This is a genomic window from Collimonas fungivorans, from assembly GCF_001584145.1.
Classification (GTDB): Bacteria; Pseudomonadota; Gammaproteobacteria; order Burkholderiales; family Burkholderiaceae_D; genus Collimonas; species Collimonas fungivorans.
Map to the genome: position 1 here is coordinate 1892549 of NZ_CP013232.1, position 15834 is coordinate 1908382.

The 15834-nt window shown below is 60.7% G+C and carries 17 protein-coding genes and 1 pseudogene; 5 read left to right on the forward strand and 13 right to left on the reverse strand.

The annotated features are described in order from the left end of the window. Positions 1–14: 14 nt before the first annotated feature. From CFter6_RS08100 to CFter6_RS25955, 5 genes and pseudogenes are all read right to left on the reverse strand, one after another. Entirely contained in the window at positions 15–1235 is a 1221-nt protein-coding gene (locus tag CFter6_RS08100) for an MFS transporter (protein WP_061539496.1), read from the reverse strand. A 97-nt stretch (positions 1236–1332) separates the two neighbouring features. Next, positions 1333–2943: an L-aspartate oxidase gene (gene nadB / locus CFter6_RS08105; RefSeq protein ID WP_061539497.1), complete on the reverse strand. Its 1611-nt coding sequence runs from the start codon at positions 2941–2943 to the stop codon at positions 1333–1335. 107 nt (positions 2944–3050) lie between these two features. Continuing rightward, a pseudogene (gene purT, locus CFter6_RS08110) lies at positions 3051–4261 on the reverse strand (formate-dependent phosphoribosylglycinamide formyltransferase). 244 nt (positions 4262–4505) lie between these two features. Continuing rightward, entirely contained in the window at positions 4506–6191 is a 1686-nt protein-coding gene (locus CFter6_RS08115) for an MFS transporter (RefSeq protein ID WP_061539498.1), read from the reverse strand. Between the two features lie 330 nt (positions 6192–6521). Further along, a complete protein-coding gene (locus CFter6_RS25955) occupies positions 6522–6692 on the reverse strand; it encodes a hypothetical protein (protein ID WP_167351369.1) in 171 nt (56 codons plus the stop codon). An 85-nt stretch (positions 6693–6777) separates the two neighbouring features. Here CFter6_RS25955 and CFter6_RS08120 point away from each other — a divergent pair, with 85 nt between their 5' ends. Continuing rightward, entirely contained in the window at positions 6778–7419 is a 642-nt protein-coding gene (locus tag CFter6_RS08120; protein WP_061539499.1) for a 4'-phosphopantetheinyl transferase family protein, read from the forward strand. A gap of 76 nt (positions 7420–7495) precedes the next feature. Next, on the forward strand, positions 7496–7744 hold the full coding sequence (locus CFter6_RS08125) for a hypothetical protein (RefSeq protein WP_014005376.1): 249 nt from the start codon (positions 7496–7498) through the stop codon (positions 7742–7744). A gap of 117 nt (positions 7745–7861) precedes the next feature. On the opposite strand, the gene CFter6_RS08130 is transcribed toward CFter6_RS08125, so the two are convergent. Next, positions 7862–8083, reverse strand: a complete 222-nt coding sequence (locus tag CFter6_RS08130) for a hypothetical protein (protein WP_041741441.1) — start codon at positions 8081–8083, stop codon at positions 7862–7864. Positions 8084–8272: 189 nt separating this feature from the next. Between CFter6_RS08130 and CFter6_RS08135 the strand changes: the two genes are divergently transcribed. Next, positions 8273–8635, forward strand: a complete 363-nt coding sequence (locus CFter6_RS08135; RefSeq protein ID WP_061542266.1) for a hypothetical protein — start codon at positions 8273–8275, stop codon at positions 8633–8635. Between the two features lie 169 nt (positions 8636–8804). Further along, positions 8805–9845 (forward strand): oxidoreductase, encoded by a 1041-nt coding sequence (locus tag CFter6_RS08140; protein ID WP_061539500.1) that lies wholly within the window; start codon positions 8805–8807, stop codon positions 9843–9845. Positions 9846–10460: 615 nt separating this feature from the next. Here the strand turns inward: CFter6_RS08140 and CFter6_RS25960 are convergent. Together CFter6_RS25960 and CFter6_RS08145 are read right to left on the reverse strand one after the other, a co-directional pair. Beyond that, positions 10461–10619 (reverse strand): hypothetical protein, encoded by a 159-nt coding sequence (locus tag CFter6_RS25960; protein WP_167351370.1) that lies wholly within the window; start codon positions 10617–10619, stop codon positions 10461–10463. A 60-nt stretch (positions 10620–10679) separates the two neighbouring features. Further along, positions 10680–11549: a LysR family transcriptional regulator gene (locus CFter6_RS08145; RefSeq protein WP_061539501.1), complete on the reverse strand. Its 870-nt coding sequence runs from the start codon at positions 11547–11549 to the stop codon at positions 10680–10682. Between the two features lie 108 nt (positions 11550–11657). On the opposite strand from CFter6_RS08145, the gene CFter6_RS08150 reads away from it, so the two are divergent. Further along, positions 11658–12095, forward strand: coding sequence for a multidrug/biocide efflux PACE transporter (locus CFter6_RS08150; RefSeq protein WP_061539502.1), 438 nt, complete (start codon positions 11658–11660; stop codon positions 12093–12095). Positions 12096–12151: 56 nt separating this feature from the next. Here CFter6_RS08150 and CFter6_RS08155 read toward each other — a convergent pair whose 3' ends face one another. The 5 genes from CFter6_RS08155 to CFter6_RS08175 form a co-directional block, all read right to left on the reverse strand. Further along, positions 12152–12409 (reverse strand): DUF1488 family protein, encoded by a 258-nt coding sequence (locus CFter6_RS08155; RefSeq protein ID WP_082814660.1) that lies wholly within the window; start codon positions 12407–12409, stop codon positions 12152–12154. Positions 12410–12592: 183 nt separating this feature from the next. Beyond that, positions 12593–13648, reverse strand: coding sequence for an adenosine deaminase (locus CFter6_RS08160; protein ID WP_061539503.1), 1056 nt, complete (start codon positions 13646–13648; stop codon positions 12593–12595). 113 nt (positions 13649–13761) lie between these two features. Then, positions 13762–14490 (reverse strand): amino acid ABC transporter ATP-binding protein, encoded by a 729-nt coding sequence (locus CFter6_RS08165; protein WP_061539504.1) that lies wholly within the window; start codon positions 14488–14490, stop codon positions 13762–13764. Beyond that, positions 14471–15127 (reverse strand): amino acid ABC transporter permease, encoded by a 657-nt coding sequence (locus tag CFter6_RS08170; protein WP_061539505.1) that lies wholly within the window; start codon positions 15125–15127, stop codon positions 14471–14473. The genes CFter6_RS08165 and CFter6_RS08170 overlap by 20 nt, the downstream gene beginning before the upstream one ends. Continuing rightward, positions 15124–15804, reverse strand: a complete 681-nt coding sequence (locus CFter6_RS08175; protein ID WP_061539506.1) for an amino acid ABC transporter permease — start codon at positions 15802–15804, stop codon at positions 15124–15126. Before CFter6_RS08175 ends, CFter6_RS08170 begins: the two co-directional genes overlap by 4 nt. Between the last annotated feature and the right edge of the window lie 30 nt (positions 15805–15834).

Here is a 15834-nt window from a genome sequence, read left to right on the forward strand (position 1 = left end):
GCAGATCAGACCAGCTAGGCCAGCGGCGCCGGCAGCCGCTCCAGCACGCGTACCTCGGAATCGAAGATGATCCAGGCTTGCACCACGAAGCCGGCCAGTGCCAGCACCAGGCAGGCCGGTTCGCCCCAGCGTGCGCCGACCAGGCCGCCCAGTGCGGCGCCGATCGGCCGCGCGCCGGTATTGACCGTCAGGAAAATCGCCGAGACCCGTCCCAGCATGGCGCCGGGCGTGACGGTCTGGCGCAGCGTGGTCGAGGTGATGACCCAGATGATCGGGCCGACGCCGAACAGGAAGAAGGCCACGGCCGCCAGCACACCACTCGGCAGCAACAGCGTCGCCACCATGGTGATGGCCGCCAGCACCGAGATCGCCGGGCCGATCTGGATCGCGCGGCCGAACGGCAGCCTGGCCACCACCCGCGGCGTCAGCAGCGCGCCCAGCATCATGCCGACGCCATAGGCGCCGAGCGTCATGCCGACCTCGCCGGCGCTGAGGCCGAGCTTGCGCACCGCGTATGGTACATATGCAGCCTGCAGCACGAACCAGGAAATGTTCCAGGCCACGGCGGTCAGCAGGATCGGCCGCAGCAGCTTGTCGCGCCAGACCATGTGCGCGCCGTCGCGCAACTCCAGCAGCGGATGGCGCGGCGCTGCCGGCGCCCGCTGCGGTTCGCGCAGTTGCAATAGCAGCACCACGGCCGAGCCCGACAGGATGGCCGCCAGCACGAATGCGGTCGAGGCGCCGGCCCATGAAGTCAGCGCGCCGCCGAGGGCGGGACCGGCGGCAAAGGCGGTGCTGCGCGCCAGTTCCAGCCGGCCATTGGCTTTCGCCAGCAGTTCGCGTCCTACCAGCGCCGGCACGATGGCAGGAGCGGCGACGCTGAAACCGACAGTGCCGACGGCGCCGATGAAGCCGAGCACCGCCAGCAAGCCGATCGAAAGGTGACCGGACAGGAGCGCCGTCAGCACGCCCAGCAAGGCCAGCATGCGCAGCACCTCGGCGATTACCATCAGGCGCTTGCGCGAGGTGCGGTCGGCCAGCAGGCCGAATGGAATCGAGAGCAGGAGAAACGGCAGCGACTGCACCGCGGCCAGCGTACCGATTTCGCCGGGGCCGGCGCCCAGCAACAGCACTGCCATGATGGGCGTGGCCGCCAGGCTGAGCTGTTCGGCCGATTGGGCGGCAAGGTTGGACCAGGTGAGGGCGACCAGGGAAGGAGGGAGTTTTGACGTCATGAAATTCTTTGGTGTTCTTGGAGAACGGAAGTGTCGCACCGTCGCCGGCGGCGAGCACTCCGTTTCTTGGTGCGCAATTCGTCTGCGCGCAGAGCAGTTAGCGGCGCTCCGGCGTCAGCACGCTGGGCAAAGCCTTGGCCAGCGTTTCCGGATAATCCTGGCTGTAGTGAAGGCCGCGGCTCTCGTGGCGCGACAAGGCGCTTTCAACGATCAGCGACGCCACTTGCACCAGGTTGCGCAATTCCAGCAAATCGCGGCTGATGCGGAAGTGCGCATAATATTCGTCGATTTCTTCCTTCAGCAGGCGGATCCGGTGCTGGGCGCGCTCCAGGCGTTTGTTGGTGCGCACGATGCCGACGTAATTCCACATGAAGCGGCGCAATTCGTCCCAGTTATGGGAGATCACCACTTCCTCGTCGGCGTCGGTCACGCGGCTTTCATCCCAGGCCGGCAGCGGGACGGCTTTCGGCGTCTCTTGCTGGGCGATGAACTTGGCGGTGGCGCGGCCCACCACCACGCATTCCAGCAGCGAATTGCTGGCCAGGCGGTTGGCGCCGTGCAAACCGGTATAAGCGGTTTCGCCGACCGCATACAAACCGGGCAGGTCGGTGCGGCCGTTCAGGTCGGTGACGATGCCGCCGCAGGTAAAGTGCACTGCAGGCACCACCGGGATCGCCTGCTTGGTGATGTCGATGCCCAGCTCCATGCAGCGCGCGTAGATGGTGGGGAAATGCTCTTTCAGGAATTCCGGCGACTTGTGGGTGATGTCGAGGTCGACGTGGTCCAGGCCGCGTTTTTTCATCTCGAAGTCGATCGCCCGCGCCACCACGTCGCGCGGCGCCAGCTCGGCGCGCTCGTCGTGCGCCGGCATGAAACGCATGCCGGCATCGGCGCCTTCGGTGTCCGGCAATTTCAGCACGCCGCCTTCGCCTCGTATCGCTTCGGTAATCAGGAAAGACTTGGCGTACGGGTGGTACAAGCAGGTCGGATGGAACTGGATGAATTCCATGTTGGCGACCCGGCAGCCAGCGCGCCAGGCCATGGCGATGCCGTCGCCGGTGGCGCTGTCGGGGTTGGTGGTGTACAGGTAGACCTTGCCGGCGCCGCCGGTGGCCAGCACCGTGTGGTTGGCGGCCAGGGTCAGCACCTTGCCGGTCTTGACGTTCTTGGCGTACAGGCCGAGGCAGCGCGGTGCGCTCTTGCCGGTTTCGCCGGTGGCTACCTTCTTCGACGTGATCAGGTCGATCGCGTAGTGATCTTCCAGCAGCGTGATGTTCGGATGGGCGCGTACCTTTTGTTCCAGCGTCACCTGCACCGCATGGCCGGTGGCGTCGGCGGCGTGGATGATGCGGCGCTGGCTGTGGCCGCCTTCGCGCGTCAGGTGGAAGCCCAGTTCGGCGCTGGCGTCGGGTGTGAAGGGCACGCCCTGTTCAATCAGCCATTCGATGGCGGCGCGGCCGTTCTCGACGATGAAGCGGGTCGCGCTTTCATCGCACAAGCCGGCGCCGGCGACCAGGGTGTCGTTGATATGCTGTTCATGACTGTCGCCGGAATCGAGCACGGCGGCGATGCCGCCCTGGGCCCAGTTGCTGGCGCCGTCGAGCAGCGCGCGTTTGGAGATGACGGCAACCTTGTTGTTTTCGGCAAGGTGCAGCGCGACCGACAGGCCGGCCAGGCCGCTGCCGATAATGGCGACATCGAATTTCATGGTGGATGCTTGGTTATTGTTTTAATCCGGATCGCCCCAGAGCCTGGGGCGATGTCTCTACTACCCTCTGTTACTGTGCTGCGGGTTATTCCACGATTATTCCACGATTATTCCACGATTACCGGTTTGACTTTGGCCGCAGCCTGTTTGGCCCTGATGCGCGCGGTCTCGACATCGTCAGCCGTGGCCAGCGCCACGCCCATGCGCCGCCGTGCGAAGGATTCCGGCTTGCCGAACAGGCGGATATCCACGCCTGGCACCCGCAGCGCGTCGGCCACGCCTTCAAACGCGATGCCCTTGGCGTCATGCTGGCCATAGATCACAGCTGAAGCCGCCGGGCTGCGCAAGGCGACGTTGACTGGCAGGCCGAGGATAGCCTTGGCGTGCAGCTCGAATTCGCTTTGCTGCTGGCTGGCCATGGTCACCATGCCGGTGTCGTGCGGGCGCGGGCTCACTTCGGAGAACCAGACCATTTCGTTCTTGACGAACAGCTCAACCCCGAACAGGCCGAGGCCGCCCAGGTTGTCGGTGACTTTCTTGGCGATGTCGCGCGCCCTGAGCAGCGCTTCCGGATGCATCGGATGCGGCTGCCAGGATTCGACGTAATCGCCTTGCACCTGGATGTGGCCGATCGGCTCGCAGAAATGGGTGGCGATGCTGCCGTCCTGCTGTAGCGCGCGCACCGTCAGCAACGTGATTTCATAATCGAAATCGATGAAGCCTTCGACGATGACGCGACCCGAATCGACCCGGCCGCCGGCGGCGGCGTAGGCCCAGGCGGCTTCGATTTCAGCGGCGCTGTCGATCTTCGACTGGCCTTTGCCCGAGGACGACATGACCGGCTTGATCACGCATGGAAAGCCGATTGCCGAGCAGGCGGCTTTCAGTTCGTCCAGGTTATTGGCAAAACGGTAGGGCGATGTCGCCAGCGCCAGCGTTTCGCCGGCCAGGCGCCGTATGCCTTCGCGGTTCATGGTCAGCCAGGCGGCGCGCGCGGTGGGGATGACGGTGACCTTGCCGGCAGCTTCCAGCGCGACCAGGGTTTCGGTGGCAATCGCTTCGATTTCCGGCACGACCAAGTCGGGTTGCTCCAGCGCAATCAACGCTTCCAGCGCTGCGCCGTCGGCCATGTTGATCACGTGCGAACGGTGCGCGACCTGGTGGCCGGGGCGTTCGGGTAGCGGTCGACGGCAATGACTTCGACGCCTAGCCGCTGCAGCGAGATGATGACTTCCTTGCCGAGTTCGCCGGAGCCGAGCAGCATGACTTTGGTGGCGGAAGGGGAAAGCGGGGTGCCGATTGTGATTGGTGTCTTCATATTGGAAAGGAGCTGCGGCGCCTGGTTGCCATGCGCCGCGAATGTGCTGTTAGTCGTTGATCGGTGAGGTGGGTAATGGCGGTGAAAAATTCGTAAAGAGGGTATTTTATCGTTGGCCAGCGCCCGACAATAGCAAATATCAGGGCACAAGGACAGTTGGCAAAATGAAAAAAGCCGCCAGAATCATCCGGCGGCTCTTGTTGCGCTGCTCAGGCATAGCCGTAAGCATATGCCATATCGTTCATTAGCGCTCGGCTTGGTAGATATCGTAGTCCTTGGTTTCCTTGACAAACAGCATGCCGATCACGAAGGTGGCGACGGCAATGATGATCGGATACCACAGGCCGTAGTAGATATCGCCCTTGAACGCCACCAGGGCGAAGGCGGTGGTCGGCAGCAAGCCGCCGAACCAGCCGTTGCCGATGTGGTAAGGCATGGACATCGAGGTATAACGGATGCGGGTAGGGAACATTTCCACCAGCATCGCCGCGATCGGGCCGTAGACCATGGTCACGTAGATCACCAGGATGAACAGCAGCAGCAGCACCATCGGCTTGTTCATCTGCTCCGGATCGGCCTTGCTTGGATAACCCGCGCCCTTGATGTCGCCGGCCAGTTCAGCCGAGAACGCCTTGTCCTTGGCGGCGGCGTCTTCTTTCGACAAGCCCTTGGCGTCATACGAAGTCAGGATCTTTTCGCCGATCTTGATGGTGGCCACCGAACCGGGAGCGCCGATGACGTTCTCGTAGTTCACCGAAGCCGCCGACAGCTTGGCTTTGGCGATATCGCAGGACGACGTGAATTTCTTGGTGCCGGTAGGATTGAACTGGAACTGGCAAGTGGCCGGATCGGCAGTGACGATCACCGGTGCGTTTTTCAGCGCGGCTTCCAGCGCCGGATTGGCGTAGTGGGTCAGGCCGGAAAAGATCGGGAAGTAGGTCAGCGCTGCAATCAGGCAGCCGGCCATGATGATCGGCTTGCGGCCGATCTTGTCGGACAGCGTGCCGAAGACCACGAAGAACGGCGTGGCCAGCAGCAGGGCCAGTGCGATCAGGATGTTGGCGGTCGACATATCCACCTTCAGCGATTGCGTCAGGAAGAACAGCGCATAGAACTGGCCGGTGTACCAGACCACGGCCTGGCCGGCGGTCAGGCCGATCAGGGCCAGGATCACCAGCTTCAGGTTTTTCCATTGGCCGAAAGCTTCTGTCAGCGGCGCCTTGGAGGTCTTGCCTTCAGCTTTCATCTTGGCGAAAGCCGGCGATTCGTTCATCGACAGCCGGATCCAGACCGATACCGCCAGCAAGACGATCGACACCAGGAAAGGAATGCGCCAGCCCCATGACGAAAACGCTTCTTCACCGACTGCGCTGCGCACCCCCAGGATCACCAGCAGCGACAGGAACAGGCCCAGCGTCGCGGTAGTCTGGATCCATGAAGTGAATGCACCGCGCTTGTCGTCCGGTGCATGCTCGGCGACATAGGTCGCCGCGCCGCCATACTCGCCGCCCAGCGCCAGGCCTTGCAGGATGCGCAGGGTGATCAGGATGATAGGAGCGGCAATGCCGATCGTGGCGTAGTTCGGCAGGATGCCGACGATGAAGGTCGAGGCGCCCATGATCAGGATCGTCACCAGGAAGGTGAACTTGCGGCCGATCATGTCGCCCAGGCGGCCAAACACCAGCGCGCCGAAGGGCCGCACGATAAAGCCGGCGGCAAACGCCAGCAAGGCAAAGATGAAGCCGGTGTTTGGATCGGTGCCGGAGAAGAACTGCTTGGCGATGATGGCCGCCAGCGAACCGTACAGGTAAAAGTCATACCATTCGAATACGGTGCCCAGCGACGAGGCAAAAATGACTTTGCGCTCCTCCGGTGTGATGCCTCGTGCAGCAGGTTTAAGCCCGCCAGCGGTAGGTTGTGTTGTGGCCATGCCGGTCTCCTTGATTATTTATATTTGGTACAGCTGAGTTGGAGTGTGCAGCCAAAACCTTACGCGGGACTTGCTTGAAACTTACGAGAAACTTACGTGGTGGAAATGCTCAAAGGGAAAAGTTGCTACCTGTTAACAATAACAGCTGTGCAGGCCTGCCGGGAACGCTACAATGGCTACGTCTTCTACAACTCTCCCGAGTTTGGATTCAGCCCGTGACCGCAAGGTTCACGGGCTTTTTTTTGCTGGTCCGGCATAGGTAAAACCGGCAGTTGTCATGGCGCAGTCATGCCGCTGTCATGTTAGGCGGGTAGCATACGAGGTGTTGATTTAGTGCTCACTTATAAAGCCCGGCCAGGGTTTTTCGAAGAGTGTTTTGCCATCAGCAGGTTGGCCGGTAGCCTCGATCACCGGCACCAGTTTTGTTGCATCCAGATTAACCCGCTGCCGCAAGGTGCGCGGGTTTTTCGTTTTCGGGCCGTTATAATGTTTTGTCCACACGCCACAGCCGTTTATCCCGGAAACCCATGCAAATTCCTGCTGATGATTTGAGCCAGATTGTTTTGCCGGAAATGCCCGAATCGATTTGCCGGCCGGCTTGCGTTATACGGTCGACGCCGCTCAACTGGAGCGGCTGCAGGCCAGCGGCATTGTCTTGCCGGATACCCTGGGGCGCGCGGTGCTGAAACGCCAGGTGGAGTTCGCCGCCGGCAGGTTCTGCGCCCGCGAGGCGCTGCAAAAGCTCGGCCACGACAGCCAGGCGACGCTCGCCATCGGCCAGCATCGGGCGCCGCTGTGGCCCGCCGGCTACCTGGGCTCGATCAGCCACGGCGACGGCCTGGCGCTTGCGGTCGCGGCCAGCACCCGGGATTGGCGCGGGCTGGGCATCGATATTGAACGGATCCTCACCGACGAGGCGGCACGGCCGCTGCACGAACATCTGATGAAGGCGCCGGAGCTGGCTATAGGCGAAGCTGCCGGCCTGGCTCTCGGAGAATGGCTGAGCCTGGTTTTTTCGGCCAAGGAAAGCCTGTTCAAGGCGCTTTATCCTTTTGTCGGGCGTTATTTCGATTTCCTCGACGCCGAAGTGTGCGAATTGCAAGAGCGGCAATCCTGCATCACGCTGAGGCTGGCGCTTACCTTGTCGCCGTCATGCGTCAAAGGCAGCCTGTACGACGTCCGCTACAGTTATTTTCCCGGCAATGTAGCGACGCTGTGCCTGCTCTGACAGCCGCGGCAATTGGCGCCAGGCACTGGATATTTGCGGGGCGGCATCTATAATAAAAAGTCTTCTGGAGGGTTTTATGAAGGCTGCCAAGATCATCGAGATGTGGGGTAGGGCAAGTCGCCAGGTACCGCTCACCAGCGACGACGATATCGTACAGATGTTTGCCAACGAAATCGCAAAATTGTCTTACAAGCTGACAGAGGAAGAACTTTACCGGCTGATCGCGGTGGGGGCGCTGGTTTACCAGCGTGGTTTCCGCGAATTCGACGGCAACATCATGGCGGACCTGCTGATCAGGACTTTGCGCGACGGTGGGCGAGCGTAGGGCGGATCCGGTTCCGATACATTCCCGTTTCTCCAATAAAAAAGCCTGCTTCCTCATCGGTCGCAGGCTTTCAGAATGTTGGCTAAAGCTTAGACGGGGTCGCCTAGACGGGATCGCCTAGACCCGTACGATTTTTTCGCCGGTCTGGTCAATCACGAATTTTCCTTCCGCATACGGAGTCAGCGCACGTCCGTCCGCCAGCTTGTAGATTTCACGTCCCGGCAGGGAAGCGACGGTGCCGTTTGCTGCAGCCCTTTCAATTGAGTCTTTATAGCACTCGACATGATAGGCGTTCCCTGTTTCTTTGCCTTTGGCGTCGAATTTTTCTGTTAAATCCATAAAATGTCTCCTTGTGCGCGAGGTTGGAATACCTGCGGTAACGATACCAGATTTTATTTAACGGCGGAGTAATCAATCCACTGTAATCAATGCGCCGCGCCCTCCGCTTTGCTGCTGGCGATTGCCGCTATCCTCGGCGGCGCGTACCATGAGGGTCTCAGCAAGGCAAATTCTACAGAGGAAGCAGTAATGAACGACGGTTTGACAAGAGATGAATACGACGCCCTGGAACAGATCCGCAAGGGCGCGCACGGCAGGGTGACTGCTTGCGTGGCAAGGAACACCAAGCGCCTGGCCGGACTCAAGTACATTGCATATGAAAAGAACGGCGGCCTGTCATTGACCGAGAAAGGGCAGCAGACCCTGTTCATCAGGAATTGCATTGAAGGCCTGCGCGCGGTGGCCAGCGATCCTGGCGCCAAGCTGGCGGCTGACGTCGCCATGTTCCTCGGCAAAAAAGGGCATGTCAGCGCCCGGCCTGCCGGCGACGGTTACGATATCACCGAAAAAGGGCGCGAATCCCTGGCGGATATCGATTCTTCGGCGGCTTGAGCGGCCATACCGGCGCGGCACAGCTTATGCTCGTGGTATCAAGTTTGTGCGCTTAGTAAAAAATCATATAAATCAAACACTTGATTAAAATTCTTGATGGTTATCCACAGGACTGTCCACAATTTCTGTGGGTAACTTTCGGTCCATCATGCAATTGAAAGAGAAACCCATGTTGAACATAGGCCTATTAGGCTACGGCTTTGCCGGCGCCACTTTCCACGCACCGCTGATCGGGCATTCCGGCCGCACCGCGCTCGGCGCGATCGCCAGCAGCCAGGCCGAGGCCGCCGCCCAGGCTTGGCCAGAGGCGCGCATCGTTGCCGATCTCGACGCCTTGCTGGCCGATGGCGGACTCGACTGCATCGTGATCGCGACGCCGAACGATACCCATTTTGAATTCGCCCGGCGCACGCTGGCTGCCGGCAAGCATGTGGTGGTCGACAAGCCGGTCACCCTGAGCGCGCAAGAGGCGCGCATCCTGGCGCGCACGGCAGCCGACAGCAAGCTGTTGCTGGCGCCGTTCCATAACCGGCGCTGGGATGGCGATTTCCGCACCGTGCAGGCGCTGATCGCCAGCGGCCGGCTGGGCCACGTCACGCATTTCGAGTCGCATTTCGACCGTTTCCGGCCCGCGGTGCGGCAGCGCTGGCGCGAAGACGCCTCAAACGGTGGCGGCCTGCTGTATGACCTTGGGCCGCACCTGGTCGACCAGGCACTGACATTGTTTGGCGCCCCGCAAAACGTCAGCGCGACTATCGGCACCTACCGCGAACACGCCAAGGCTGACGATTATGTCCACTTGCAGCTGGGCTATGCGGACAAGCAGGTGGTATTGCATGCCAGCGCCCTGAGCGCGCTGGAGGCGCCGCGTTTCACGATCCACGGCCGCCGCGGCAGTTATCTGAAAACCGGGCTCGACAGCCAGGAAGACCAGCTCAAGGCTGGTTTGCGCCCCGGACATCCGGGCTGGGCCAAAAACCCGCCGGGCTTGATTCGCGAAGTCGACGGCGAACTTGACCTGCGTGGCGAACTGGCCACCCTGGATGGCGCTTACGTGGAATTTTACCGGGCCCTGGCTGCCTCGATCCAGGAAGGCGCGCCGTTTCCGGTCACTGTGGACGCCGCGGTCGACGTCGCCGAAATCCTCGAGCTGGCGCGCCAAAGCGCCACGGAAGGGCGCCGCCTGCCTTATGTGGCGACTGGATGGTAGCGCTATCATCCTGGTGAATAACTGTTATGCGTTAAATAAATTGGCTGTCCCCGGGCCGGGTCTATATAGTTGCACCTGTCTCCTCCAACACCTCCCAAGGTTTGGATTCAAGCCCGCGCCGCAAGGTCTCGCGGGCTTTTTTTTGCCTGCGGGATTTGTGGCGATGTGGTGTAAATACACACGGCCTTTGGCTTTAGCTTGCATTTCCTGAAAGTTCTGTGTATAATTCAGAAATTGCCTGTCGCATATCAAGTAATTCAATGCGATCCGGGCCAATACAAGAGTAGATTCGTTACACGTCGGGGCCACTTTCCAGATAGGACTGGGTTTCGGGAATCTTCTCCTGTATTGAAGAATATGAAAACCTGCTTACCTCACGGTCGCAGGTTTTTTTGCGTCTGGTACCGTATTTTTACTATATTGCGGTGCGCCATATTTCACCTTATAGTGGATTTGTCTCCTCCAACCCCCTATGGTTTGGATTCAGCCCGCGCCGCAAGGCTCTGCGGGCTTTTTTTTGTCCGTCGGAAAAGAGAAATCAAGCCAGCCTAGGTATCGGCATTTGTTGGCAGGTAGTGACGTTAACTTTCACGCATCGCAGTTGCCTATATCGCTTCACTGGTGCGGCTTGGTCGTCCGGCTGCGTTGCAATCGGGCGTCGGAACGGACGTTGCGGTTGTAGCTCGACAGGAAACCGCGTGTCTTGAGTTCCTTGTGCAGCAGGAAAGCGGCGAGCAGGGCGGCAAAAGTGATGGAGGCGAGGATGATTAACATTTTTTGTCTATCTTTCGAGTGATACCCGATAGCAGCAAAATTCGCGCCAGCTATGCCGTTTCAGCTTTCCTGGCGCGCCATCAGGGTATCCAGCAGCCAGCTGCCGGCCGGCCCCAGCCCGCGCTGGCGCGACCAGACGGCGTCGACCTGTATGCTTTTCGGCCAGCCGCGCACTTGCAGTTCGAGCAGGCTGCCGGCGGCAAAACGCTTGGCCATCCAGTGCGGCAGTTCGGCCCAGCCAAACCCCAGTTCCGTCATTTCCAGCAGCAGCAGGTAGCTGGACGCGGTCCAGCATTTGCCGCGCCGGCGCTGCACCGCGTCATCGGCAAAGGTGCTCAGGCGCAGTTCGCGCGCCGCATGCAGCATCTCGGTCGAGATATGCCTGGCTTTTGCCAGCGGGTGCTGCTTGCCGACATACAGGCCGATCGCCGAGCGGTCAGGCACCGACTCGAAGCCGATATCCGGCGGATAATCCGCCTGCGCCGCCACCAGTCCCAGGTTGGCGCGCCCTTCCTGCACCAAAGACACCACGTCGTTACGCTCCGCAATCATGCACTCCAGCTCCAGCTCGGGATAGCGCTGTTCGAAACTGGTGAGGATATGCTCGAAGCGGTCCGACTGGTAGGTGTCGGACAGCACCAGCGTCAGTTGCGGCTCCAGTCCGCCTGCCAGCCGGTGCGCCGATCGTTCCAGCCGGTCGGCAGCTTCCATCACCTGCTGCGCGTGGACCAGCATGGCCCGGCCTTGTTCGGTCAGCGTCGGGCGGCGGGTGCTGCGGTCGAACAAGGTCAGTCCGAGGTCGATTTCCAGGTTGGCGATCGCTTCGCTGACGGTGGACTGCTGTTTGCCCAGTTTGCGCGCCGCGGCGGAGAACGAACCCAGCGTGGCAGCCTCGGCAAACATGAAGAGCGTTTCCAGCGAATGGCGCATGGCTGCTGATTCCTATATATCGGTTTATCCGATGGTTATCAGTTTTATAGTATCAGGAAAATCGAAGAAAATAAGACCATCAGATCTTTCTGTGGCAATGGAGCTTATATGAATGCAAATAAAACATGGCGCGAGCGTGCTGTCCACGCGCTGATTTTCGAGGTGCTGGCGGTGGCGCTGACCGCGCCGGTATTGTCGTGGGTGATGAAGATGCCGATGGCGCACGCAGGTTTGCTGACGCTGATGATCTCGCTGGTGGCGATGACCTGGAACATGATTTTCAACAGCCTGTTCGACCGCATCGAGCGCCATTGGCGCCTGGTGCGCACCATGGCCATGCGGATGGTGCACGCCACCGCGTTCGAAGCAGGGCTGGTGGCGATCGTGGTGCCTTTGGTGGCGTGGTGGCTGGACATGAGCCTGCTCGACGCCCTGATCCTGGATATCGGCTTGCTGCTTTTTTTCCTGCCTTACACCTTTGTCTTCAACCTGGTGTACGACAAGCTGCGCGCTTCCCTGCTGAGGAAGCGCATGTTTGCCGGCTAGCGATCATCCATCGCATGCACGTAATGCATGCGGCGGACCAAAGCAGGGTTTTGGAGTTACTGGAAATAGCCGCTGCCGATAACCAGCGGCTTGCCGACGATGCCGGCGCTGATCAGGCGTCGTGCGACGCCTTCGATTTTTGTCTGGAACGCCCGGTAGGTGCCGAGCAAATCAAGCTTGGGGTCTTTCGAATGCGACAGGTCCGAGAGTGTGGTTGCCGGCACCAGGCACTGATACTGCTGGAATTCGACCGTCACCGAAAACAGGATGCCGGCGTTGGTCAGGCGAGGTGCGGCAAGTACGTTGTCCATCATGGTCTCCACGATAATACGGTTGCGCAGAGTCAGACGGGATCGGATAGGGCAGGTTATCTGGCTGCTTGTCCATGGTGCCCGGAAACCGGCCGGCTGGCAAGGACAATACAGGGCCGGCGTCTGGTGCCGAGTAGATTTATCACGGGCGGCGGCTTGCGGGCCGGGGCTGGAGAGGCTGCCGGCTCAGTGCGCCATGCAGTAGCCATCCAGCTCCAGCAACAGTTGCCTCTTTGCTGCCGCCGGCAGGAATGTCGCTTCGAACGCATTCCGCGCCAGCATCACCAGCTCGGTGCGGCTCAAGCGCAGCGACGCCGCCACCGCCAGGAAATTGGCGTTCATGTAGCCGCCGAAATAGGCCGGATCATCGGAGTTGACGGTGACTGCCAGGCCGGCATGCAGCATGCGCGCCAGGTTGTGCTTGCGCATGTCGTCGACCACGCACAGCTTGAGGTTGGACAGCGGGCACACCGTCAGCGGAATGCGCTGCTGCGCCAGCCGCTTCATCAGGGCAGGGTCTTCCTCGCTGCGCACGCCATGGTCGATGCGCTCTACATGCAATACATCAAGGGCGTCCCTGACGTATTCCGGCGGACCTTCTTCGCCGGCGTGGGCCACCAGGTGGAAACCGAGCTCGCGGCAGCGCGCGAAGACGCGGGCAAATTTTTCCGGCGGATTGCCGCGTTCGGCCGAATCCAGGCCTATGCCTATCCACAGGTCGCGGTACTGGGCGCGCAAGGGTAGCGCTTGCTCCAGCGTGGCGAACGCTTCTTCTTCCGACAAGTGGCGCAAGAAAGACATGATCATGGCGCTGCTGAAGCCGTACCTGTCGCGCGCTTCGCGCAGGGCGCGGGCGATGCCGGCGAACACGACGTCGATGCCGATGCCGCGTTCGGTATGGGTTTGCGGATCGAAGAAAATCTCGGAGTGGCGCACATTGTCTGCCCGTGAGCGTGCAATGTAGGCCATCGTCATGTCGTAGAAATCCTGTTCAGTCTGCAGCACGGCGGCGCCGGCGTAATACAGGTCGAGAAACGATTGCAGGTCGGTGAAGGCGTAGGCGGCGCGCAGCTCTTCTACCGAGGCGTAGGGCAGTTCGACATTATTGCGTTGCGCCAGCGCAAACAGCAATTCAGGTTCCAGCGTGCCTTCGATATGCAGGTGCAATTCCGCTTTCGGCAAACCTTCGATGAAGGAGATCAGGTCGGCAGCGAGCGGCGGGGTGGTGCTGATTGAATTCATGGGTACGTCCATGGTTAACGGGAGAAAATCAGGAGAAAATCAGGAGCCAATCCTCAATTTTACAGAATTGCGATACGGCCCCCTCCGTTTACCAATTTCCAGTCAACTTTTCTTCAATGCGATGCCCCCAGAAACTGCTGCAGTTCGATGGTCTTGGGGTTGGCGAAAATTTCTTCCGGCGGACCGATTTCATGCACTTTCCCTTGATGCATGAACACCACGCGATCGCAGACTTCGCGCGCAAACCGCATTTCATGGGTCACCATCAGCAAGGTCATGCCTTCCTCCGCCAGTCCGCGCACCACTGCCAATACTTCGTTCACCAGTTCCGGGTCGAGCGCAGAGGTGATTTCATCGCACAGCAGGGCTTGCGGCTGCATCGTCAGCGCACGGGCAATCGCTACCCGCTGCTGCTGCCCGCCTGACAGCTGGTCCGGATAGGCGTCGAATTTTTCCGCCAGGCCGACCCGCGCCAGGTTCTCCTGCGCCGACTTGCGCGCTTCGCTCTCCGTGGCACCCTTGACGATTATCGGCGACAGCATGACGTTGCGGCCGACCGTCAGGTGCGGAAACAGGTTGAACTGCTGGAAGATCATGCCGACCTTCAGGCGCAGCGCCCGCAGCTCCAGCTCGGTCTTGCCCAGGTGTGCGCCGGCGACGCTGATATTGCCTTCGTCTATGCTTTCCAGGCCGTTGATACAGCGCAGCAGGGTGCTCTTGCCGGAGCCACTCTTGCCGATGATGGCGATCACTTCACCGGCTTCGACGTCGAGTCTGATGCCCTTCAGCACCTGGTTGTCGCCGAAGCTTTTTTTTACATTGTCAATGGCGATTAGCGGCATTGAATTTCCTTTCCAGAGACTGGCTGTATTTGGACAGCGGCCAGCACAGCGCAAAATACATCAGCGCCACCAGTGCATACACGGTGAACGGCTGAAACGTGGCGTTGGTGATCATGGTGCCGGCTTTCGACAGTTCGACGAAGCCGATGATGGAGGTCACCGCCGTGCCTTTGACGATCTGCACGCTGAAGCCGACCGTAGGCGGAATCGCGATGCGCAGCGCCTGCGGCAGGATCACGTGGCGCATCTGCTGCAGGTAGCTCATGGCCAGGCAAGACGAGGCTTCCCACTGGCCGCGCGGGATGGCGTCGACGCAGCCGCGCCAGATTTCCGCCAGGAAGGCGCTGCTCCAGCAAGTCAGCGCCAGCGCGGCGGCCAGCCAGGCCGGCACTTCCAGGCCAAACAGGGCGAGCCCGAAAAAAGCCAGGAACAGCTGCATCAGCAAGGGCGTGCCTTGGAACAGCTCGATGTACATCTTGGTCAGGCGCCGCAGCCAGGCTTGCTTCGAGGTGCGCATGAAGAGGACGATCAGCCCCAGCAGGCCACCCAGGGCAAACGAGGCCAGCGACAGCAAGACAGTCCAGCGCAGCGCCAGCAGCAGGTTGCGGACGATATCCCAGACAGAGAATGAAATCATGCGGCCTCCTTGGCGGCGGGCCGGCCGAACAGGCGGTCGCCGGCCAGCCGCAACAGTTGCCGCAAGCCGATCGCCAGCAGCAGGTAGATCGCGGTCGACAGCAGGTAGGATTCAAATGAGCGGAAGTTGCGGCCCTGGATGAAGTTGGCGGCATACGCCAGTTCTTCCACCGCAATCTGCGAACATACGGCGGAACCGAGCATCACGATCACTACCTGGCTCGACAGCGCCGGCCAGATTTTCTGCAGGGCGGGCGGCAGGATCACATGCCGGAATATCTGCATCCTGGTCATCGCCAGGCTGAGGCCGGCTTCGATCTGGCCGCGGGCGACGGCGGCGATGCCGGCGCGGATGATTTCGCAGCTGTAGGCGCCGAGATTGATCACCATCGCCAGCAGCGCTGCCTGCATTTCGCCTATCTGCACGCCTATCCCCGGCAGTCCGAAGAAAATGAAAAACAGCTGGATCAGGAACGGTGTGTTGCGGATCAGCTCAACATAGGCGCTGACCAGCGGCCGCAGCCAACGTGGTCCCTGGGTGCGGGCCCAGGCGCCGAAGATGCCGACCGCCACCCCCAGCACGCCGCCGATGGCGATCAGTTCGATCGTCACCAGCACGCCTTTGACCAGCACGGCGGGGTAGTCGAACGGCGCCAGGAAATCGAAGTGATAACTCATGTCTGCCTTAGGCTAATCGATGCGGCAAGC